The organism is Bdellovibrio sp. HM001, assembly GCF_055397275.1.
Genome location: NZ_AP029174.1, coordinates 428,279 through 448,019, shown reverse-complemented (window position 1 = coordinate 448,019; position 19,741 = coordinate 428,279). Strand labels below are relative to the sequence as shown.

Sequence of the window (19,741 nt, the reverse complement as noted above, 5' to 3'; positions counted from 1 at the left end):
GGCTATTCGCAGCTCATGTCCGACCAGTTGGCGCGGACATGGGCGACGTAAGCTTGGAAAACATCAGCCAAGCCGCCACATAAATCCTGGCGACCCCGGCCGCAGGAATCTTTTTCTTCGCCCAGATTCACACGCTTTTCATCTGCATATAAAGAGGCATAAGCTGGCGTGTACTTCATCGCACAAATATCATTCGATTTCACCGGCGCCGCACACACAGAGGAACCACTCAGGATTGTTTTAAGTTCCGCCAGATTAGCAGACCCCAAACAACGCTCTTGCAGAATGTTGTTCCCATCATCGACCAGATGAATTTTTCCCGAATCGATTGCAATCACCAGTCGGTAAGGGCTGACTTCGGAGGCCTTTGCAGATACTGCGCCGTCCTCAGAGATATTGGGAATTTCAACATAGGTGACCTTGCTGGCTTCTGTGGGGGACTCGCCACCAGCTGCCGGAGGCACGATCACAGAGACATCGTTCATGGATGCCATTTCGGATGTTTGAAGTGCACTTTGGCTGCAATTCTGAAATCCCACAATGAGACAGACTGTACCAGCCAACACTGCCAAACGCTTAGTCATGAATTCCCCCTGTTTACCCGTTTCATAATGAATAGAGGCAAGATCCGTTCCGGGCTCAGACCTAAGTAATATCGGGAATAGCTGTTAAGAACTTAACGCTGTCTTGATAGTTTTCACTTTTGTGGGTGCAAATAGATTAGACCTGAGCGGTTTCAATATTCTGCAAACAGTACTTCTGAACCACTTCGAGCACCGTCTGCTTGCGCACCGGCTTACCCAGGTGTTCATCGGCACCGGCAACCAGGCTTTTCTCGATATCTTCTGTAAAGTTATTGGCTGAAATCACCACCACTGGGGTCCGGCGCAGGCCGCGCACCCGTTCTATTTCACGCAGCTTGCGAATGGTGTCCAAACCCGACATCTTCGGCATTTGCACGTCCATAAAGATCAGGTCGTAGTGATTCTTTTCCCACATTTCCAGACATTCAAAACCATTATAGGCGGACTCCGTGGTCACAAAGTCCAAGCGCTTGATATACGCTTTTAACAGCGTGTGGTTTTCTTCCATGTCATCCACGATCAAGACCGTGCGACGACCACTGTCCACCACCTTTGGGGCCGCATCCGTCACGGGGACCGCAGGAGCCAGGTTCAGATCCATCGCCAGACGACGGCTCCACAACTCTGCCTTGCGCGAAACAAACTTCAGCGAGAAATGAAAACGTGAACCCACAAACTGGCGGCTTTCACAATAAAGTTCGCCCCCCATGGACTGCACCACTCGCTGGGAAATACTCAACCCCAGCCCTGTTCCCCCAAAGCGTCGGGTGACGGAAGAATCTTCCTGCCCGAATTCATCAAAGACTTTCTTCAGATTTTCTTTCGCGATACCGATACCCGTGTCTTTGACCTCAAAGAAGATCACTTCACGACCATCTTCTGCGGCTGGATAGGGCTGAATGGTCAGCTCAATGACCCCACGATCTGTGAACTTCACTGCATTCCCCAGAAGATTCATCAGCACCTGCTTTAAACGCAGGGAGTCCCCCACAATCCACCGATCATACTCCGGAGGATGAAACACAAACTGCAGATTCTTGCGCAGCACTGCCGTGGCAATCAACGCCTGAACCTCACGCACCAGATCGCTCAGCAGAAACTCACGACTTTCCATCTGCATTCGGCCGGACTCGAACTTCGAATAATCCAGGATATTGTTCAACATGCTAAGCAGGGTTTCTCCTGCGCTTTGCAAAGAGCTCAAGAGTTCTTTCTGTTCATAACCCAGCGGCGTTTCGCTCAACAGTTCCGCCGAGCCCAGCATGGCATTCAAAGGGGTGCGGATTTCATGGCTCATCGTGGACAAGAAAAGTGACTTGGCGCGAGTGGCGGCCTCAGCCCGATCCCGGGACTCCTGCAATTGGGCCAGGGCTTTTTTATCCTGCTTGATCACGTAGTTCCCGGTCATCCAGACCATCACCGTAAAGACGCCATACGTGACCAAGGCCACAAATCCAAAGAAGAACAAACGGAAGTACAAACCGGAATAAGCTTCCGACTTTTCCTGATAGATTACCAGATGCCAGGACTTGCCTTTGATCGGATTGGAGTAGGTCAGATAAGTTTTTCCATCAGCGCCGGGAAACTCCCGAATCTGTTTTTGCGCCTGGATATTAAAAACTTTCTGCGAAAGCTTCGGCATGGACTTAAATTCGTCCTGACTTAAAGCCCGCAGATATCTGTAACCCAGCAAAGGCAAATCTTTGGCGATCAAGGGCAGCACGGGGCGCCCATGTTCATCCACAATGACAGCCCCACCGGTTTCCCCCAGCTTGAAGCTTCCCAGACGGTGGGCAATGTCACCCGCCAACGTGTCAATTCCAACAACGGCCTCCAACTTACCAGCCTTATAGATGCCGGTGGTCGCACTGAACATGACCTTTTCCATGAAGCCTTTGTCGAAGTAGAAATCTGAATAATTGACGTTTTGATTCTTTTCATTCAACCACCACCACTGTTGATCAGGGTCACGGTCGTATCCAGGTTCAGAAAAAACCTCGGCAATGAATGTCGAAGGTTCATTGTACTGTGGACTGGCGAAAAGTGAAAAGTCCCGGTGCAGGACATAGACGTAAGCTTTTTTTCCGAAGTATTCATTCGCCAGACGAGGCCCCAAAGCCACGTAAGCATTAAACTGACTGCTGTGACTGGCGATGGTTGTGGAGGCAAACTGACGGAACTTTTCAATGCGCGTGCCCTTGGGCATGACATCAAATAGCTCCACCATGCTTTTAAGCCTCAGGACGTTGGCCTCCAAAGCGGCAAAATCGTGGTTCATTCGCTCTACTTCCCGAACGGAAGCCGGCTCCATGCGCTCGCGCAATGCTCTTTGCTCCTGAATGAACAAGTGAGTCCCATAGACCCCCAGCACCGTCAAAAGCACCAGGGTGGTCACCAGTTGGTTCAGCAAAAAAAGATGGACAAAGGTGAGCTTCTTTTTCATCAACCTTCCGTTTAAAAGTTAAGCCCCAACCCCACGGTTCCATAGAAGGTCGTTAATTTGGCTCCGGAGCCGTCAGACTTTTTCTCGTAGTAGTAGTTCTTCAAACCAAACCCCGCCTCGCCAAAGAAGCTGGAGGTCCACAAAACTTTTCCGTGGAAATTCAAAACATAGTCATCACCCAGGGTGATGTCACTGTCCGTGGACGACATGTACTTGATGAACTCCATATCAACCCATTTTGGATAGTTCATGAACGGAAGCTTCGAGAACCAATAATCAATTACTCGCGGCATAGAGCGCGCCCAGAACAGACCCGCTCCCATCTTTGGAACATTGGTGTCCCCCAAGGACATGGCCTCGTAGGCCAGAATCACACCCAAAGTTTCATCCTTTTCCCAAAGTCCCGGAGTCAAACGATAACGTAAATCCACATCCGCCACGTTCAGATTCACATCTTCAGAACCGCCCCCCGCCGTGGATGCCGGAAGTTTTGTTAACGAAGTGAAGTACTTCGCACTGACACCCCATCGTTGTTTGGACAAGTAATAGTTCTGCCAGTCAAAAAGATCATTGAACCACCAGGAAACGTGCCCTTCACCAAGGACCACATAATCACTTTCGCTGGTCACCACACCGGTCAGACGAAGACTCGCCTCGCCCGCACCTGCACGATAGATTTCCATATATGCTTTGTGATTTGCTTTTTCTCCAGGAACTTCCAACAGAACCGTATTCATCGCAAACTTCTGCGGGACATCGAAATGCCAAGGCGTCACTTTGTCTTCTATATCACGCACTGGCACCTGGTCTCTGGAAGAATAAGTACCCTTCGGAGCGCGGTAGGAAATAAAGCGACGATCCTTTTGTCTCGGAGGATCGGCAATTTCCAATCCATAAACGAAGACGCCACCAGATTTTCCAGGAATCACAAGGCGGGTGTTTTTCTGCGGAAGATCGGCCTGCCATAAATCTTTGGGTGCCCCAATGGTGCTTTCAAAACCCAGGATGCGGGTCACAGTCCCATACTGCTCTCCCTGAATTATTGTGGAATCAACTTTGAGCGGGCGCGGCAGTTCGGCCGTCAACGTGACTTGACCTGCTTTCTCAGATTCGATCATGTCCCGCACCACAGGCATCACCGGCTCGGAAACGAATTCATACGTCGCATCTGATGTCAGCGTCGCCAGAAACTGCACTGGCGTTCCCACAGCCACTTCCTCTGAGCCCTGCAGCTTTCCTTCTTCGTTTTGGAAAATCACGCGTGCAGTGGCTTCGGATTTGGTCACACCAATTTGTGCCTGCCCATCTTTGATCTCAACCCCATACCACTGTGAGCAGATGCTCGCATAGCCTTTGCCGACCTCTGAACGCAGACAGAAACGGAATCTTTCACCGTCTTTCCACGGCGGAGCTTTGGCACCGCTCAGTTCAGCTGACTTCCAAGAGCCCGTGCCCTGCACCGTCTGTTTCCACAGCTCTTTTCCCTGCTGGTTGATAATTGAAAGATCTCCGCCTGCAACCAGATCGTAATTCCATGTCACAATCAGGCTTGAGTTTTCCATTTTCGCCACCAAGGAATCACTGCTGAAAGTGACTCCACCGATGTCCATCTGCTTTCCTTTGGAGGTCTTCAGATCATACTCCACGACGGGATTTTTAATTTTCAGTTCCTGATCCATGACCGAGAAAAACAGAGGCTTGGAGTATTCCGATGCAGCTTGTGAAGGCTCTGCCTTCTTCTCTGAATCGGTGGCAGGTTTGGTCTCAGCAGCGGCTGGTGCCGGGGTGGAAGGGGCTTCAGGAGCTTTGTCCTGAGCAATAGATAAGGAGCAAACAAGAATGACGATCAAAGATGAAAGCATGGATTTCACGTAACGTTCCTTCGGCAAATTTTCCTTAACACATAGGGTAATCAAGAAACGCGAGTCTGTCCCTTAAATCAGAGGGAACTCAGACCAAGTGCTAGTAAAGATGTGCGTCCAAGTGTGGGTCATTCTAAAAGTCCTCCTCCAATAGTGCGATGCATTTGGATTGCAAGGCTTCGTCCACTGAAATAGCCTCCCCCCGTTCACCTTATAGGAGGTTGATAATGAAAAAGCTTATTATGGCTGCTTTGGTTCTTATGGGTTCTTCTGCTATGGCAGATACAACAATCATGAAATGTGTTGTTCCTTCCGAAAGCAACGCTGTCACTTTGACAGTTGAATTGGCTGATGATCAGTCCGTTGACTTCGTGGTTGTGAACTTGGTTGAGCGTGCAAAAACGGCTGTCTTCTTCTCTCAAATGGATAAAGGCACCGTGGCACAACAAATCCAAAATGGTTTCTTGAACCTGTTGGCTTTGACTGACAAGTCGTCTCAAGTAGACGGTGTGATCACAAACACTGGTTTCTTGGGTCTGGGTCTTGAAAACGATGGTACGTTCGGTGGCTTCTTGGCTGCGAACGGCAACATCTATCCTTTGTCTTGCACAAAGTAATTTACCGGACTTCAAAAGGCGCCTGCTACAGGCGCCTTTTTTTTATCATCCTGTTACGTCCCCAGAATTCGATTTCAGACAAATTTTATGACGGAATAAATGTAGGACGATCAAAAAAAAGACAAAAAAAAAGGGAGCTCGAAAGCTCCCTTTTTTCTTCCATTCCCAAAATCCGAAGATCTTGAGTCCGTGCGAATTAACGCTTGGAGTATTGGAATCTACGGCGTGCACCAGCTTTACCGTATTTTTTACGCTCAACCATACGAGGATCACGTGTAACGAAGCCAGCTTTCTTCAAGATCCCTTTGAATTCAGGATTGAAAGCGATCAACGCACGAGTGATACCCAAACGGATAGCACCAGCTTGTCCAGACTCACCACCACCGGAAACAGTGATTTTAGCGTCGAACTTGCCAAGTTGGTTCAACAGGTCCAAAGGCTGAACGATAACCATTTGAGACTGCATACGAGTCAAATAGTCGTCAGATTTTTTACCATTGATTGTGATTGTACCTTTACCAGGCTTCAAGAAAACGCGCGCGGAGCTTGTTTTTCTTCTTCCAGTTGCATAGTAGAATTTATCTGCTGCTGCCATTGTCTATCTCCGATTATTTCTTAGAAGGGAGTGTGTAAAGAGCCGGCTTTTGAGCTGCATGAGGATGCTCAGCACCAGTGTATGTCTTCATTTTCGCGATAACGTGACGGGATAGCTTGTTTGTTGGAAGCATACCGCGTACAGCTTCGTGCATGATGAAAGTAGAATCTTTCTCTTTCGCCTGAGCTGCAGTCATCTCTTTCATAGAACCGAAGAAGCGAGTGTGAGAGTAGTACTTCTTATCCTGCCACTTAGTTCCAGAAAGCTCCATCTTGTCCGTGTTGATAACGATCACGAAATCGCCAGTATCAACGTTCGGAGTGTAGATAGCTTTGTTTTTACCACGAAGGATAGTCGCTACGTGAGTTGCTACACGACCAACTTTTTGGCCAGCGGCATCGACAATCCACCATTTTCTTTCAACTTCATCTGCCTTAGCATTGAAAGTCTTCATTAGAATCTCCAGTTTCATTTTGAACAGTCAGTTTTACCGTCTGCTGCTCGGCAAAAATATGTTTGAGTTTACAACGGGCTCTTACACTATTTTGCGGGAAGGGATGTTTTAAAGTTCTAGGCACCTATTGTCAAGGTCCTGAGGATAATAAACCTTCATCAAATACAGGCCTTGAGCGGGCGCCGGAGGCCCTGCTTTCATGCGGTCCTGAGCCGCAATGATCTCCTGCATTTTAGAGGGGGCTAAGCCTTTTCGCTCCAAAAGCAATGAGGTCCCCACAATATTGCGGACCATCTGCTTCAAAAACCCACTGCCAGTAATCGTGAACTGCAAGACACCGGGTTTACGCCATTCCCAGTCGGCCTTATAGATCTCTCGAATGGTGTCCTGAACCGGTGTTCCGACGGACTGAAAGCTCTTAAAGTCTTGATTTCCCAAGAGATATTTAGAACTTTCCTGCAAATGTTCGATATCGATCGGCAGGCGCACCCAATCGGCATAACGGTTCAGATGGGCACTGGGGCGGGGTTTATTCATTATAAGATAACGATATGTCTTATGGGTGGCTGACAAAGTGGCATGAAAGTCCTCTGGAGCAATCCAGGCCTTCTTGGCCACGATGGACGGAGGCAAGTGCGAGTTCAAAGCCCAGCACAGATCCCATTTCTTGGCCGGGTCGATCTTGCGATGCGTAGAAAAGTGGCAGACCTGGTTCAGAGCATGAACTCCGGCATCCGTTCTTCCCGAGGCAAATAGAGTGATTTTTTCATTAAAGACCTTGGAAAGGGCTTCTTCAATAACCTGAGCCACCGAAATCTGATCTTCCGGCTTTTGCTTCTGCCATCCGCAGAATCCTGTTCCGTCGTAAGCAACGGTAAAGCGCACTTTTGTCGTCATGGCCGGAACCTATCAGGTTCCCCTGCCCACGGCAACCCTGAGGGTAAAAGGTACCCACTTACAAAAGAGCACCGTCGCAGCGGATGATTTTTCCGCGATTGAAGGCAAAACTGCGCAGAGCTGATACGATGTTGTCTTTGAAACCCGCCAACGCCGGGAAGGAAGCTCGAAGCCCTTCCGTTCGGAACAAATAATAGCGAGTGGCTTCATCCTGATAAACCAGCAGAATCCCGATCCCCGGAGGCAAAGACATTCCGGTGGAAGCCGCCCAGCCAAACTGCTGAGAGCCCTGACGGAAAACCCCAGTCGCACCTCCATACATGGTCGTGCTCTTTTGACTTCTTATGGAACCTTCACGTTTTTCGAAGACCAGTCCGTAAGTACCCGCCGCCGACACCTCGGCAATTCCGGTCAGAGTTTTCTTCAGTTTTTCCACATCCAGGAAGAGTTCGAAAACAAAACGAGCTTTGCCGTCCGCACCCACCTGCCGAGAAAATCCTGCCCCCAAACCCAGCATGTAATAAAACCCGCCGGACGCCGGGACAAAGTTTCCGATACTGCGAGCTCGCATGGCTTCCATCACTTTTTGAGGCAAGGCCAAGCCCGCAGAAATCGAGAACATCACCGTGCCACCTTTGACGTTACTCTTGGACACCACGTGGGAGCTTTCATAAAAACGGGCGTTTAATTCATTCAAAGCTTTGTTCACTTTCGCCGGGGAAACCTTAAAGAATCTCAGAACCCTGGCAAACTTCCCAAGGAACGCTTTCTTCTTCGCCAGAAAAACTTCGATCTCGGCATCCGGCAACTGCAGCAGCTTTTCCAGCTCCGCTTCAGTACGAGGACCCTCAAATTCATAAACAACATCCTTGGGAATATCGGCCTTCATCGCCAGGCGCGCCCGCTTGATAAAGTCCTCTCGATGAAACTTTTCGGTTTCCGCCACTTCAGAAGGATCCAGCTGAACCACGACCTCCTGGGCCTCGGAACGAATCTGTTCTGAACCCGCACTCTTTTGTTCGAAGATCAGAAGGTTGGCTTCATCATCCACTCCCCAGGCCAGGGAAGCAGAAAGACTTAAGACCAACGCCAGCGCCGCGGTTTTACAAGCATATAAGAGTTTCATGGAAGCACTCCTTGTGCTTCCAAAAAGCAACGACTGTACCAGTCTCATCTTGAGACGGCACCCGCCAGGGACGGCTCAAGTCCCACTCTTTCAAGATCAAACGGTCGGAATGTCACGGCCTGAAGCCGCTGTCGGCAAAAAGCCGTGAATCGGCAGACACTCCGTCGCGTTCTGACACTTTCCGCCTCGCAATCCACCCTGTCCAATTTTCACAGGGCATTGCAATCCCGCGCGGATAGGCGTACTTCTCTGGGCGTTCATTTTCATTATTAACTCAGGAGAATAAAATGAAAGCTTTGATCGCTGTATTGTTGTTGGCTTCCGGTTCCGCAATGGCTCAAACTTCCCAGGTTAACCAGTCCCGTCCAGATGATTTTTATGTAGATTTCATCAGCTGGTGTGACCAAAACAATGTTATGGGTTACGACTCTAACAACCAGGTTTATATTCGCGCCAACTGCAGCACCTACGGTCAAACTTGCTATCAGGCAGTTACTCACCGCCACGCAAGAACCATCTACACAGCAACTTGTGTGAACAAGTAATGAAACAAAAAAAGGGGCCCACGGCCCCTTTTTTAGTAGTCCACCGTCACACCGGCGGCAATGATCCCTGAAGAAAAGTCCACGTCCTCCGTGAACGTCTGCAACTGACGATACTCCAAAGAAATCCAAAGATTTTTAATTCCGTATTCTGAGCTCAGGGTGAAGGCTGTGTCCCGGCTCATGGCCGAAACATTAAACAGCAAACCCCCGGCACCATACACACCCGGTGTTCCCACCAGGGATGGAGACTTGCCGTCATCGCGGATCTCAGCCACGCCGATATAAGTTCCCCCCCCTGAAATGTACGGTGCCACCCACTGACGGTGACCCCACTCCAAACGATAGATAACACCCAAATTCAAAGGAATTGCCAGAAACGTGTATTCCTCTTTGGCTTGCTGATCCGGGAACTGAGGATCTGCCACAATGAAACGCCCCTGACCTGTGGCGTACATGATGCCCAGACCGACCTGCAAGCCCAAGCTTCCAAAGCCGTTAAACGGTTTCCATTCGTAATCAAACATAAAGACCGGCTGAGAGGAGCCACCATACATGGAGCTAAAATCTGTCACCTCATCCGCGGACTTGATTTTGGGAGGATCAATCATTCCCACCCGGAAGGTCCCGGATTCTTTCGACGCCGACGGCGGCTTCACGCGATAAATATAGGCGCCGTCTTTTGTGATGGTCATCAAACCCTTGGCTGCCTGAGGATGCTGAATGTATTCCACCCCACCACTCTTTGAGCGGCGAACCACTTCCACCTGCGGTGTCTTGCGCGCCGGAGCCACTTCGTAAGCGGGTTCTTCAGGCACCGGTGGTTTTTCTTCCACGACGGGCGCAGCTGGCTCTTCAAACAACAGATCTTCTTCAACCTTTGATTCACCGGGACTTTGTTCGTTCAGATTTACTGTTTCTTTTTTGCTCTCTGGTGAAGCGCTTTGAATTTCACTTTCAACAGCTTCCGCCTCGTTTGTGAACAGGTCGTCCTCTGGCGCTGGAACTTCAAATTCACTTTCCTCCTGAACAAAAGGAGGCTCCTGCGGCGCAGACTCTTCCTGCGCTGGGGCCGAATGGAAAGCTAACACAGCCAAAACAACAACGAAGTGCTTATGCCATGATTTCACACTACACCTCTTGCTTTACGCACCTGAAACCAGCGGCGACAAACCGCATAAGCAGACGCCCCGGCCAAAGTCAAAATCAGTAAGGTCGTCCACAATCCGAAGGTCACACTTAAACGTGCAAAGAACAACAACGGCCACAAAACCGCACGTGCCGCGGTCTTGGCATACTCATTTTGAGAAATCCATTCTGCATAGAAAGGACTGTGCTTGTAATAGAACTTCACAAACTTCGTGCCTGCGGAATTGCTCAGTAAATACTTATTACGGAAGTCCCGGAAGCTTTGAACTTCCGGAGCCATGTCGCTGCCAAAAGCTGCCGTGGCAATAAAACAGTGCTTGTCATCCAAAAGTCCGACCACCTGGGAAGGTGTCGCACACAAGTCCGTCGCATTCACTCCCCCGGAGGTTCCCGGCAGTGGCGTGAAGAAGGAAATAATTCCTGTCTGATCCTGGTTCGCCATCACCATGCAGTAGCGAACTTCATTTTTAAGACCATCAATGCGGTTGTCCTGCTCTGGAGAAATCAACTGCATGTAGTCTGACGCATTGGTGATGTTTGCGATGGTGGTGTTGTCGTCTTCGCCCTGCAACTGTTCGCGGAAGAAGAACACCGGGCCGGTGTACTCAATTCCCGCCGCTGTCGTCGCTGGATATCCATCGGCACGACCCAGTTGATCGGCATAAATCTTCGCATCACCACGATAGACTGAAAAGTGACAGTAACCCGAACCCGGCGTCACCTGCGAATCATCGGTCGGACAGTCCTGATAAACCAAGTCCTGCCCGGCGGCGATCGCGCGTCCATATACTTTAAAAGTCAGAAGGTCATTCGTGGTGGTGGAATCCGTTGTGGTCTTAAAACCCAGAGCAAACTCTCCGGAAAAGCTTTTGGTGCAACTGTCATTATCAGTCGCCATCGCCCGGCACAGTTCATACCATTCTACTTGTGCCGTCAGAACGCCATCTGACAACGTCGGTGAGATGTTCGGAGTAAAAGTTGTGTCGTTGATCTTGAAAACAGCATCTGTCACAGCCACAGAGGTGCTGCTGGACCGGATCCGAATGGTCAATCGCATGGTGGGATAGGCATTGCGTTTATTGCAAGGCCACAACTTGCTGCCGCTGACGTCTTCCCCTGTGCAGCTGTCACACGTTTTGGTGACATCCGTAGAGGTACAACTGCCGGCAAAGCCCGCAAAAATCTTCGGCGTTGCGGCCACTGAAAAATCAGTCGCCGAGGCCCCTTCGGCCGACACCAGGGTGATGGTTGCAAAACTGGAAGTTGAAAAAAGCAGACCGCCCACCAACGTGGATAGGGCCCAAGACTTATAATTGTGAATTCCCGTCCATGGAAAGAGTCTCATCCTTTAATCGAACCATGCTAAGGTCCGGAAGTCAAAAAATGGACCCTGCCCAGACCTTGGTCGCACAGAATGAATTAGAAAGGCCGTTTTTGAAACGGCCTTTCCACGATTTTTACTTATTGAAAGAAGATCTTTTCGGCGATCTGAATTCCATTCAGAGCGGCCCCTTTGCGAATGTTGTCAGACACCACCCACATCAACCACATGTTGGGATTATCAACGTCGCGGTGAATACGCCCTACGTAAACCGGGTCCTTGCCTGAAACATCACGAGCCAGCGGGTAAATGCTTTTCTTGGGCTCATCCTGCACCACGATGCCTGCCTGACCTTGCAAAGCTGCGGTCACTTCATCACGACCGACAGACTTTTTCAACGTCACCCACACAGATTCACTGTGAGCATTCAAAGCAGGAATACGAACTGTGAAAGCCGAAACCTTCAGATCATTCTGACCCAGAATTTTGCGGGTCTCTTTCATGATCTTCACTTCTTCACTGCAATAGCCTTGGTCGTTGAAAGACCCGATTTGAGGGATGCAGTTGAACAAAATAGTATGAGGGAATGTTTTCGGTTCATGGCTTTTTTGATGATTGGAGGTTTGCTCCATCAATTCATCATAGCCACCCTGACCAGCCCCGCTGACTGCTTGATAAGTGCTGACACGCACCTCTTCCAAACCGAACTTTTCCTGCAAAGGTTTTAAAGCCACCACCAATTGAATGGTGGAGCAGTTTGGATTGGCAATAATTTGTGGTTTTGAGTCCTTGTTCACCAAATGACCGTTCACTTCAGGAACAATCAAAACTGTGTTCGGATCCATGCGGAACGCCGCCGAGTTATCCACGGCAAAGGCTCCGGCAGCAACAGCTTTCGGCGCCCACTCTGCAGAGATTTCATCCCCGGAAGAAAAGAACACCAAATCCAAACCGTCAAAACAGCCTTCTTTAAGAACCTGCACCGGCCATTGCTGACCCTGCAGTTCAATCTTTTTACCCAGTGAATTTTCAGAGGCAAACGGGCGCAGTTCCGCAATAGGGAAGTCACGCTCTGCCAAAATGTTCATGAAGGTCTGGCCGACCATACCGGTCGCACCAACAACACCAACTTTAAGTTTTCTTTTCATCTTTCACTGCCTGTTCTTCCTCTTCTTCGAGGACTAGGTCGCTCTCATGCACAGAGGCTGGAGCGTACACACTTGGCTTGATCTTACGGATATTCTTTCCGAGCTTGAAGACACCAAAAACAGCACCCAAAGCAGCATAAGCCATGAAGAGAACAAACAGCATCACTTCAGGACGAAGTGCGACAACAACAAGAACACCCAGACCCAGAATCAAATAACGGAAAGGCAAACGCTCTTTCAGATCCAAATCTTTGAAGCTGCGGAATCGGAAGTTGCTAACCATCACCAGCGCCAGCAAAATCGTCATCACCAACAGACCGTAGTTCCCCAGCGGCTCCAACTCAAGATCCTGGAACGCCAAAACGGAAGAAGCCACGATACCTGCCGCCATTGGAATTGGCAGACCCTGGAAGTAGTTCTTTTCAACTACGTTGGCCTGAACGTTGAAACGCGCCAAACGAAGAGCGCCACAAGCCACAAACAGGAAGCACGCCACCCAACCCAAACGGCCAAACGGTTGCAGAGCCCATAGGAACAACAAAACACCCGGCGCCATACCGAAGCTGACCAGATCACACAAAGAATCATATTCTGCACCGAACTTACTTGTGGAACGAGTCAAACGAGCCAGACGACCATCCAACTGGTCAAAGACGGCTGCCACAACGATCGCGTAAGCAGCAAAAAGGTAGTTACCTTTGATGGATTGAATCACCGCAAAGAAACCTGAGAACAGATTCCCTGTCGTCATCAGGTTTGGAAGGATATAAATGTACATCGCCAAGCGCTGAGCCTTAGCGTCTTCAGAGTCAATTTTATCGATGTGAGTTTCAGTAGCCATAATATCCGCCTTTAATAAGGACAGACATTATCCTACGGTGGCAAAAAATCCAAAGAAATAAAACAGGATGGTCAACCCCACCGCACTCATCAAAGGCAGAGTCAAATTGTCATCAAGCTTTGCCACAGGAATCAGCTCGGCAAAAGCGCCAACCAAACCTGCGAACAAACTCACGACGATCAGACGATCCATAAGATAGTTGTGGTAGATTAAATAAATGAAAGTCACTGCGGCGCAGACAAAGAATGCCGCCATGAAACCTTGAATGGACTTGTGACCAAAGATTTTATCTTTGCCGTACAAGATTCCAAAATAGCTCGCGATAGGATCGGCAAAAGCCAAGAATAGCAAAGTCAACGCGACGATAGGTCTTGGGAACAAGACATCCACAATCAAAACACCACTGAGAAGGAAAGTAGTTCCCGCCAGCTTCTTGACTTCACTTTGACGCATGATTGGCTTGAAGGCGTGCATCACCCAGTCATTCAGAGCCGGGTATTTCAAACGCAAGAAATCAAACGGAACAAACAAAGCCCACGAAATCAAAAGGATAGCCATGGACGCCGCGGGCGGCAAATAAACATACCCCAGGAACATCGCGAAGACTCCGGACATATGCCAAATTTTGCGAGCATAATGAATGTCCGAGCGTTTTTTTAAGTCCACAGGTTGGGTTAATCCTTCAATTAGCATCAATAAGTCCACTCACTATCCACACGGTGATCGTGGGACGGGGGCTAACTTAAAGGCAGAGCGAGGCAAGATCAATTTAATTGATCTTACTCTAGCTGGTCGCATTAAGTGCTTGTATTTTCAAGGTTAAATTTGGTTCGAATGGACCAGAACAACCTCTTCAACGGCTTTTCCAGGGCCATCGTGATAACGAATCGTAATTTCGTTGTCGCCCTTCTGCAATTGAATCAGGTCGGTTTGGTATTTGTCAGTGCCTTTGAGGAATACAGAGGCCGTATAACCATTACTTTTATTGACGATCTCAAGAGTCTTATCCCGAAGACAGTTTTTGCCCTCGAACTGGACATAGCTGCCCTCAACACGCAACGGACTCGCCGCCTTCTTCGCACAACGCAGATCAAGCTGAGCAAGGTGGGAGAGAGCTGAAGACACTTTGTTTGTTAGCCCCGCCGTTGGCACACTGGCCGGAGTTCTTCCCTGTGCGAGCACGGCGCCCTGCCCGGCCGCCACGGCCTCTGGGATCAAAACATCTTCTTCGGTCAAATTCATGAAGGTTGGCACTCCCAAAAAGAGCACCAAAACAAATGTCACAATGAGAAATTGTGTGTCCGAAGGCTGACGTTTCAACATACTTCCTTGATCGGAAGTTCAACGCAGGACTTTAGCTGTGTCATTTTGAGAAAAATGACCAAAAAAACCGGACTTTCGCTTTAGTTTTTCCACGATTCTTCCGTATTAAAGTCCAGGCACTGAGGGGAAAGGTGACCATGAACAGACGTATTCTGCGAAAAATTCGAAACTTTCGAGTTCTTTCTGCGATTGTTGTCGCGTCACTCACCATTGTGAGTTTCCAGAACTGTGCGCCCCAGAACTCTCTGTGCGGTGGTGCGGACTGTGAAAACCAAAACAGCGAGGGCTCATCCTCGACTGGCTCCAAAGGCTCATCCACAAGCAATTCATCTATTTGGGGCTCCCGACCCGGCAGCAGCGGCGGCATCAATATGGGGGGCGGCTCCAATACCGGTGGAACTTCCGGCTCTGGCAGCCCTTCCGGCGGGGCGGTGACGATCGGCGGTGGATCCGGTGGTGGCTCCTCCGGCGGTGGCGTGAGTGTTGGCGGCGGTGACTCTTCCAGCGGTTCCAATGGTGGCGGGGATGGTCCTCTGAAGATCGTCAATCAACCCACCAGCGTGAGTGTCGTGGAAAAAGGCTCCTTCCAGCTTGAAGTGACCTTCAGTGGAGGAACTTCTCCTTATACAATTCAGTGGTATCACAACAGCAAGGCCATCACCAACGGCATGGGCCACTACAGCTTTTATTCAGGTTCGGCCGATTCGTGGCACAACGAAGGCACTTACTATGTGGTGATCAAAGACAGCCGCAATCAATCAGTCCAAAGTAATTTGGCGCGCGTCACTATTCTGGAGCCTGCGGTGGGTTGCACTGCCGGCCGCTATTTCACCTACACCAATGCGACTTATGATCAGGCCTATAACTACTTCACTGAATATTTTGATGGCCCCCGCGGGAAGTTCCTGCTGCATCAAAGTTACGATCGCTACAATGCCCTGTTCCCTTATCCAAGCTTCAGTAAGCTGAGCAGCTATGACGTCCCGGCATTAAAGTATCTGGATAAAACCTGGATGAACTGCCGAACAACCATTCCGCGAATTCATACGCCCACGGTGAACCCCAACTACGACTATGATTATGGGGACCGCTATGCTGACAATTATATGTGGAAATACACCGGAGAAGTTTTATTTGAGTGTCGCAACAACAAACTGAAGCTCATCTCTAACACCTGCAAATGGGTGCGACAGGACAACTAAAAAAGGGCTCTTACGAGCCCTTTTTTAGTTCTATTTTTTATCGATACTGATGGCGAACTTTTTAACTCCGGACCCTTTGACGATATCCAGAAGTCCGACCACTTTTCCGTGCGGTACATCTTTGTCCGCTGAGATGATGGCCTGAACATCCGCGTTCTTGCCCACTTCTTCAGTGGCTTTGGCGCGAACGTCCTCTTCCGTCACGAAAGATCCATTCAGATTGATGCGTCCGTCAGCAGTCAAAGCAATATTCAGCTTGCTCGGAGCTGTCTGATCACCGCTGGCTGCCTTGGGCAGATTCACGTTGATCGTGGGCTTCATAAACATGGGTGCTGTCACCATGAAGATGATCAGAACCACAAGAATGATGTCCACGAGCGGAACGACGTTAATGTCCGCTATGGCTTCATTATTGTCGCTGTTATTAAATGCCATTTTTAAACACCTTTTTTCTTAGCGTAAGCAAGGCACAACTCTTTCACGCTCTCCAGATTCTGGAACACACCACGAACCTGTTTGCTGTAATAGTTGTACGCCGCCACCGCCGGGATCGCCACGAACAGACCCGCTGCCGTTGCCACAAGGGCCATGGAGATACCCGCCATCACCGTCTGTTGACCCGCTTCTGGAGCTGTCGCCAAGTCGTTGAAAGCTTTCATGATACCCAAAACCGTACCAAACAAACCGATATACGGAGCGTTCGAACCGACTGTTGCCAGGAAGCCCAGGAACTTTTCCAGTTCTGGGCGTTCGGTCAATGCGAAGGTGTTGAAGATCTCGGAAAGACCTTTGCTTCCTGCATCCTTCATATGTTTCAAAGCGTAACCAGCCGCACGACCTTCAATGGAGTTTGGATCCTTTGCCAGATCTTCGACATCTTCCAGGCTGTTGCTTTGCAACGCCAGCTTGATGCGTGCGCGAACACGTTGAGACTCAGCGGAAACTTTTTTCAGAGCAAAGTAACGCTCCAGAATCATGCCGATGCTCAGGACGCTGAGAACAAGCAAGATCCACAAAACGACCTGATCCGCCAAGTGGGCAACTGTAAATATTTTTTCCGTGAGCATGGGTGATTTCCTCCAAATCTTTGACTGCGCAATCTAATTGATCCATTATCACTAAAACCATTACATACGGTCAAGGTATGCGGAAAATCATTTTAACTCTCACACTGCTCCTTCTGAGTTTGGTCCAGCTTTCTTGCCAGACACACGACAGGAAATCCATTCTGGTCATTGCCGTCGATGAATTGACCATCAGCGACGTCAATTGCAATCAAGAAGCCCCCGAGAGGTCTGGTTTTCAATTGCTTTGCAAAGAGTCCGTGCGCTTCACCCACGCCTTTTCACCATCCCCCCTGTCCGTGCCCGCCCTGACTTCACTGCTGACTGGACTTTACCCCTATCAGCACAAGGTTCGTCACAATGGCGGTCCGGGTCTGGCGGCCGAATTTGAACTGGCCTCCGAAGTGGCTTTGGATCAAGACTATCGCACCAGCTTTTTTTCCGGTGGCGCCCCGGTCTTCCGTCGCACAGGTTTAAATCAGGGCTTCGAGCTTTTTGAAGACAATATCGTTCCGACCTTCCGCAGCCTGATCCGTCCCTTTAAGCAGAATGCCGATGCCTTTCGACAATGGGTCCATGAGGATGCGGCCGGTATGGCTTTTTTCAGTGTGATCTACGTTCCGGATCTGCTTTTCACCACAACTGAAACCGTCACGGATCTGGGGGAAACACGCAACCTCAGTTTTGAAAGCCAATTGGATGAGTTGGATGAAAGCCTCTACGAACTTTTTGAGGACCTCAAAAACAGTGGTCGCTGGGACAAGACCACCATCTTCTTGGTCGGCTTAAACGGTCACACAGGCAATGATCGCCCCAAAGAGCTCAGCACCATGAACCTGCATGGCGAAAACACTCAGGTCGCCTTGTTTATCAAACCATCCCAGAAACAAAAACGTGACGAAGCCATTCATTGGAAAATTGACCAGAACGTCAGCCTGGTCGATGTGGGGCGCACCTTATTCCATCTTCTGGGAGAAAGCATCGTGGATCAGGCCCCTCCGGCCTTCCCGGCGCAGTCTCTGGTGGAGGTTCTGAAAAGTCCGAACGCCAACTGGCCTGATGATCGTCCTTTACTGCTGGAATCAGGCTGGGCTCTGTGGCGCAAGGCGGGTCCACTGAAAACCGCTGCCATTTCCAACCATGTTCTGCTGATCAATGATGAAAAGCCTCTTTTGTATAACACCCTGGTGGATCGCTTTGAAACCAATCCACTTCCCATGTTGCAGGAAAGTATTCTACCAACGACTCAACGACTGCAGTCGCTGCTTTACAGAAATCAGTTCCCGGCCTTCCCTCCACTCGCGTCCGAATGGACCACCAAGCTGAGCCTGCCTTTTTCGCGCTGGATGCGACTGGATCAGGAAGCCCAACTGCTGAAGGATCTAAAACGACTCCTGCAAGTTCAACCCGGCAGCCTGGATCTGCTGAACTGGACCGCACAGATCGCCCTGAACCAAAAAGACTGGGAAACCTTGAAACAACTGGGCACCAAACATAAAGTCCCCACCTGGCAGTTTATTGCGGAAAAGAATCTGGGCATCAAAAGCGCCAAGGTTTCAGACCCGTGTTTTGATTTGATTTCCGCCAAGACAATCAACACCGACAACCTGAAAAACTGCGGGGACTCTTTATTCCTGGAATGGATTGACTGGATTCGTGCGGATGCGCGGGGACTTTCTCGTGACACTCAGAAAAAACGTTTTGAGCGTACATTTAAAAACTACATGTTGGATCAGCAGATTCAGCGCACCAACATCGCCGCAGGCCTGATCTGGGATACGTCCCGGGATAATGTGTTCGCCCCTTCAAGGGTGGAACTGGCGTTAAGCCTGCCGGAATTCAGCAAACTGCGCAGTCAGGTTTATAAGAATCTGACATTGGAAGATCTTTAATCCGCATCCACTTCAATGAGTCCCAACCAGAAAGGCGACTCAGGGCTTTCCTGAATCATACCGGTTGTGACTGAGGACAGATCCAAAGAGTTGCCTTCACGAGTCCACAGGGTCGTCGCGACTTGGCTGCTGGCCAGCAGAACCAGACGATCCCCTTCTTTCACCGAGGTGTGCCCGCACTGGATATAGCAGGTTGGGTCCAAACCTAGAAGCTGGGCCGGAAGCGGTGGCAGTTGCTGGGAGGCCGACTCGCTGGACAGATCCAGCCCCACAGAAAGCGGCTGCAATCGTTGATTCTTTCTTTGAATGAATAAACTCGGACACCCTACATGGGCCCAAGCCAACTGCGATCCTCTTCTAAAGATCGCCATCAGTTCCACACCGGAAAAATATTCGGCGCGGTTTTCACCCCGATACAGCAGATCATTGGCAATCAGAATACCGGTGCGCACATAGTTCACTTCATCTGTCAGGCAGGTTAAAAACTCAAAAGGCGAAGTCACTTCCACGTCAGCCTTGGCAGCACTGACATATTTCACCACTTCCTCCAGGGCACGCTGTGCGTGCTCTGGCTGCCCCCAGGACGTCGCCACGACGATCAGACTTCCGTCATCTTCCCGATGAATCAGCGGCTTGGGGCGAAGCATCTTGGTGCTATAGGACCGTTCTTGAATCTTCACG

At 49.8% G+C, this 19,741-nt stretch carries 20 protein-coding genes; 4 read left to right on the top strand and 16 right to left on the bottom strand.

The genetic code is table 11. The features are described 5' to 3' along the window. Positions 1-2 precede the first annotated feature (2 nt). From ACZ5ZZ_RS02205 to ACZ5ZZ_RS02195, 3 genes are all read right to left on the bottom strand, one after another. Complete coding sequence (locus ACZ5ZZ_RS02205; protein WP_464119966.1) at positions 3-584, bottom strand: hypothetical protein; 582 nt, start codon at positions 582-584, stop codon at positions 3-5. 136 nt (positions 585-720) lie between these two features. Continuing rightward, positions 721-3,027, bottom strand: a complete 2,307-nt coding sequence (locus ACZ5ZZ_RS02200) for a hybrid sensor histidine kinase/response regulator (RefSeq protein WP_464133137.1) — start codon at positions 3,025-3,027, stop codon at positions 721-723. 11 nt (positions 3,028-3,038) lie between these two features. Further along, on the bottom strand, positions 3,039-4,889 hold the full coding sequence (locus tag ACZ5ZZ_RS02195; RefSeq protein WP_464142355.1) for a hypothetical protein: 1,851 nt from the start codon (positions 4,887-4,889) through the stop codon (positions 3,039-3,041). 227 nt (positions 4,890-5,116) lie between these two features. Between ACZ5ZZ_RS02195 and ACZ5ZZ_RS02190 the strand changes: the two genes are divergently transcribed. After that, positions 5,117-5,506 (top strand): hypothetical protein, encoded by a 390-nt coding sequence (locus ACZ5ZZ_RS02190; RefSeq protein ID WP_464133133.1) that lies wholly within the window; start codon positions 5,117-5,119, stop codon positions 5,504-5,506. Positions 5,507-5,702: 196 nt separating this feature from the next. On the opposite strand, the gene rpsI is transcribed toward ACZ5ZZ_RS02190, so the two are convergent. The 4 genes from rpsI to ACZ5ZZ_RS02170 form a co-directional block, all read right to left on the bottom strand. Next, on the bottom strand, positions 5,703-6,101 hold the full coding sequence (rpsI, locus tag ACZ5ZZ_RS02185; RefSeq protein ID WP_262553763.1) for a 30S ribosomal protein S9: 399 nt from the start codon (positions 6,099-6,101) through the stop codon (positions 5,703-5,705). A 13-nt stretch (positions 6,102-6,114) separates the two neighbouring features. Continuing rightward, a complete protein-coding gene (rplM, locus tag ACZ5ZZ_RS02180; RefSeq protein ID WP_464119961.1) occupies positions 6,115-6,555 on the bottom strand; it encodes a 50S ribosomal protein L13 in 441 nt (146 codons plus the stop codon). Between the two features lie 108 nt (positions 6,556-6,663). Next, positions 6,664-7,452, bottom strand: coding sequence for a tRNA pseudouridine(38-40) synthase TruA (gene truA / locus ACZ5ZZ_RS02175; protein WP_464119960.1), 789 nt, complete (start codon positions 7,450-7,452; stop codon positions 6,664-6,666). Between the two features lie 58 nt (positions 7,453-7,510). Continuing rightward, positions 7,511-8,578, bottom strand: coding sequence for a hypothetical protein (locus ACZ5ZZ_RS02170; RefSeq protein WP_464119959.1), 1,068 nt, complete (start codon positions 8,576-8,578; stop codon positions 7,511-7,513). 287 nt (positions 8,579-8,865) lie between these two features. On the opposite strand from ACZ5ZZ_RS02170, the gene ACZ5ZZ_RS02165 reads away from it, so the two are divergent. After that, a complete protein-coding gene (locus tag ACZ5ZZ_RS02165) occupies positions 8,866-9,123 on the top strand; it encodes a hypothetical protein (RefSeq protein WP_464119958.1) in 258 nt (85 codons plus the stop codon). A 32-nt stretch (positions 9,124-9,155) separates the two neighbouring features. On the opposite strand, the gene ACZ5ZZ_RS02160 is transcribed toward ACZ5ZZ_RS02165, so the two are convergent. From ACZ5ZZ_RS02160 to ACZ5ZZ_RS02135, 6 genes are all read right to left on the bottom strand, one after another. Then, positions 9,156-10,250, bottom strand: coding sequence for a hypothetical protein (locus ACZ5ZZ_RS02160; protein WP_464119950.1), 1,095 nt, complete (start codon positions 10,248-10,250; stop codon positions 9,156-9,158). After that, positions 10,247-11,614, bottom strand: coding sequence for a CFI-box-CTERM domain-containing protein (locus ACZ5ZZ_RS02155; RefSeq protein ID WP_464119949.1), 1,368 nt, complete (start codon positions 11,612-11,614; stop codon positions 10,247-10,249). Before ACZ5ZZ_RS02155 ends, ACZ5ZZ_RS02160 begins: the two co-directional genes overlap by 4 nt. Before the next feature lie 116 nt (positions 11,615-11,730). Beyond that, a complete protein-coding gene (locus ACZ5ZZ_RS02150) occupies positions 11,731-12,738 on the bottom strand; it encodes an aspartate-semialdehyde dehydrogenase (protein WP_464133131.1) in 1,008 nt (335 codons plus the stop codon). Then, positions 12,722-13,579 (bottom strand): CDP-diacylglycerol--serine O-phosphatidyltransferase, encoded by an 858-nt coding sequence (gene pssA / locus ACZ5ZZ_RS02145; RefSeq protein WP_464119947.1) that lies wholly within the window; start codon positions 13,577-13,579, stop codon positions 12,722-12,724. Before pssA ends, ACZ5ZZ_RS02150 begins: the two co-directional genes overlap by 17 nt. A gap of 27 nt (positions 13,580-13,606) precedes the next feature. Then, positions 13,607-14,194: a diacylglycerol/polyprenol kinase family protein gene (locus ACZ5ZZ_RS02140; RefSeq protein ID WP_464141034.1), complete on the bottom strand. Its 588-nt coding sequence runs from the start codon at positions 14,192-14,194 to the stop codon at positions 13,607-13,609. Positions 14,195-14,398: 204 nt separating this feature from the next. After that, the gene (locus ACZ5ZZ_RS02135; RefSeq protein ID WP_464141032.1) at positions 14,399-14,902 is read right to left on the bottom strand and encodes a hypothetical protein; all 504 of its coding nucleotides are present in this window, start codon (positions 14,900-14,902) and stop codon (positions 14,399-14,401) included. 137 nt (positions 14,903-15,039) lie between these two features. On the opposite strand from ACZ5ZZ_RS02135, the gene ACZ5ZZ_RS02130 reads away from it, so the two are divergent. Further along, positions 15,040-16,104, top strand: a complete 1,065-nt coding sequence (locus ACZ5ZZ_RS02130; RefSeq protein WP_464133124.1) for an immunoglobulin domain-containing protein — start codon at positions 15,040-15,042, stop codon at positions 16,102-16,104. 30 nt (positions 16,105-16,134) lie between these two features. Here ACZ5ZZ_RS02130 and ACZ5ZZ_RS02125 read toward each other — a convergent pair whose 3' ends face one another. Both ACZ5ZZ_RS02125 and ACZ5ZZ_RS02120 read right to left on the bottom strand, forming a co-directional pair. Further along, complete coding sequence (locus ACZ5ZZ_RS02125) at positions 16,135-16,539, bottom strand: ExbD/TolR family protein (protein WP_088566372.1); 405 nt, start codon at positions 16,537-16,539, stop codon at positions 16,135-16,137. Positions 16,540-16,541: 2 nt separating this feature from the next. Next, positions 16,542-17,171 carry a MotA/TolQ/ExbB proton channel family protein gene (locus ACZ5ZZ_RS02120; RefSeq protein WP_464119943.1) on the bottom strand — a complete coding sequence of 210 codons (630 nt, stop codon included), beginning with the start codon at positions 17,169-17,171 and terminating at the stop codon, positions 16,542-16,544. 77 nt (positions 17,172-17,248) lie between these two features. Between ACZ5ZZ_RS02120 and ACZ5ZZ_RS02115 the strand changes: the two genes are divergently transcribed. Next, positions 17,249-19,060: a sulfatase-like hydrolase/transferase gene (locus ACZ5ZZ_RS02115; RefSeq protein ID WP_464141031.1), complete on the top strand. Its 1,812-nt coding sequence runs from the start codon at positions 17,249-17,251 to the stop codon at positions 19,058-19,060. Here ACZ5ZZ_RS02115 and ACZ5ZZ_RS02110 read toward each other — a convergent pair. Then, positions 19,057-19,740 carry a hypothetical protein gene (locus ACZ5ZZ_RS02110; RefSeq protein ID WP_464133120.1) on the bottom strand — a complete coding sequence of 228 codons (684 nt, stop codon included), beginning with the start codon at positions 19,738-19,740 and terminating at the stop codon, positions 19,057-19,059. The genes ACZ5ZZ_RS02115 and ACZ5ZZ_RS02110 overlap by 4 nt on opposite strands. Between the last annotated feature and the right edge of the window lies 1 nt (position 19,741).

Bases quoted from the DNA above. Each gene is read 5' to 3' on its own strand.
- ACZ5ZZ_RS02205 (WP_464119966.1), bottom strand. From the start codon at position 584: ATGACTAAGCGTTTGGCAGTGTTGGCTGGTACAGTCTGTCTCATTGTG.
- ACZ5ZZ_RS02200 (WP_464133137.1), bottom strand. From the start codon at position 3,027: ATGAAAAAGAAGCTCACCTTTGTCCATCTTTTTTTGCTGAACCAACTG.
- ACZ5ZZ_RS02195 (WP_464142355.1), bottom strand. From the start codon at position 4,889: ATGCTTTCATCTTTGATCGTCATTCTTGTTTGCTCCTTATCTATTGCT.
- ACZ5ZZ_RS02190 (WP_464133133.1), top strand. From the start codon at position 5,117: ATGAAAAAGCTTATTATGGCTGCTTTGGTTCTTATGGGTTCTTCTGCT.
- rpsI (WP_262553763.1), bottom strand. From the start codon at position 6,101: ATGGCAGCAGCAGATAAATTCTACTATGCAACTGGAAGAAGAAAAACA.
- rplM (WP_464119961.1), bottom strand. From the start codon at position 6,555: ATGAAGACTTTCAATGCTAAGGCAGATGAAGTTGAAAGAAAATGGTGG.
- truA (WP_464119960.1), bottom strand. From the start codon at position 7,452: ATGACGACAAAAGTGCGCTTTACCGTTGCTTACGACGGAACAGGATTC.
- ACZ5ZZ_RS02170 (WP_464119959.1), bottom strand. From the start codon at position 8,578: ATGAAACTCTTATATGCTTGTAAAACCGCGGCGCTGGCGTTGGTCTTA.
- ACZ5ZZ_RS02165 (WP_464119958.1), top strand. From the start codon at position 8,866: ATGAAAGCTTTGATCGCTGTATTGTTGTTGGCTTCCGGTTCCGCAATG.
- ACZ5ZZ_RS02155 (WP_464119949.1), bottom strand. From the start codon at position 11,614: ATGAGACTCTTTCCATGGACGGGAATTCACAATTATAAGTCTTGGGCC.
- ACZ5ZZ_RS02150 (WP_464133131.1), bottom strand. From the start codon at position 12,738: ATGAAAAGAAAACTTAAAGTTGGTGTTGTTGGTGCGACCGGTATGGTC.
- pssA (WP_464119947.1), bottom strand. From the start codon at position 13,579: ATGGCTACTGAAACTCACATCGATAAAATTGACTCTGAAGACGCTAAG.
- ACZ5ZZ_RS02140 (WP_464141034.1), bottom strand. From the start codon at position 14,194: ATGTCCGGAGTCTTCGCGATGTTCCTGGGGTATGTTTATTTGCCGCCC.
- ACZ5ZZ_RS02135 (WP_464141032.1), bottom strand. From the start codon at position 14,902: ATGTTGAAACGTCAGCCTTCGGACACACAATTTCTCATTGTGACATTT.
- ACZ5ZZ_RS02130 (WP_464133124.1), top strand. From the start codon at position 15,040: ATGAACAGACGTATTCTGCGAAAAATTCGAAACTTTCGAGTTCTTTCT.
- ACZ5ZZ_RS02125 (WP_088566372.1), bottom strand. From the start codon at position 16,539: ATGGCATTTAATAACAGCGACAATAATGAAGCCATAGCGGACATTAAC.
- ACZ5ZZ_RS02120 (WP_464119943.1), bottom strand. From the start codon at position 17,171: ATGCTCACGGAAAAAATATTTACAGTTGCCCACTTGGCGGATCAGGTC.
- ACZ5ZZ_RS02115 (WP_464141031.1), top strand. From the start codon at position 17,249: ATGCGGAAAATCATTTTAACTCTCACACTGCTCCTTCTGAGTTTGGTC.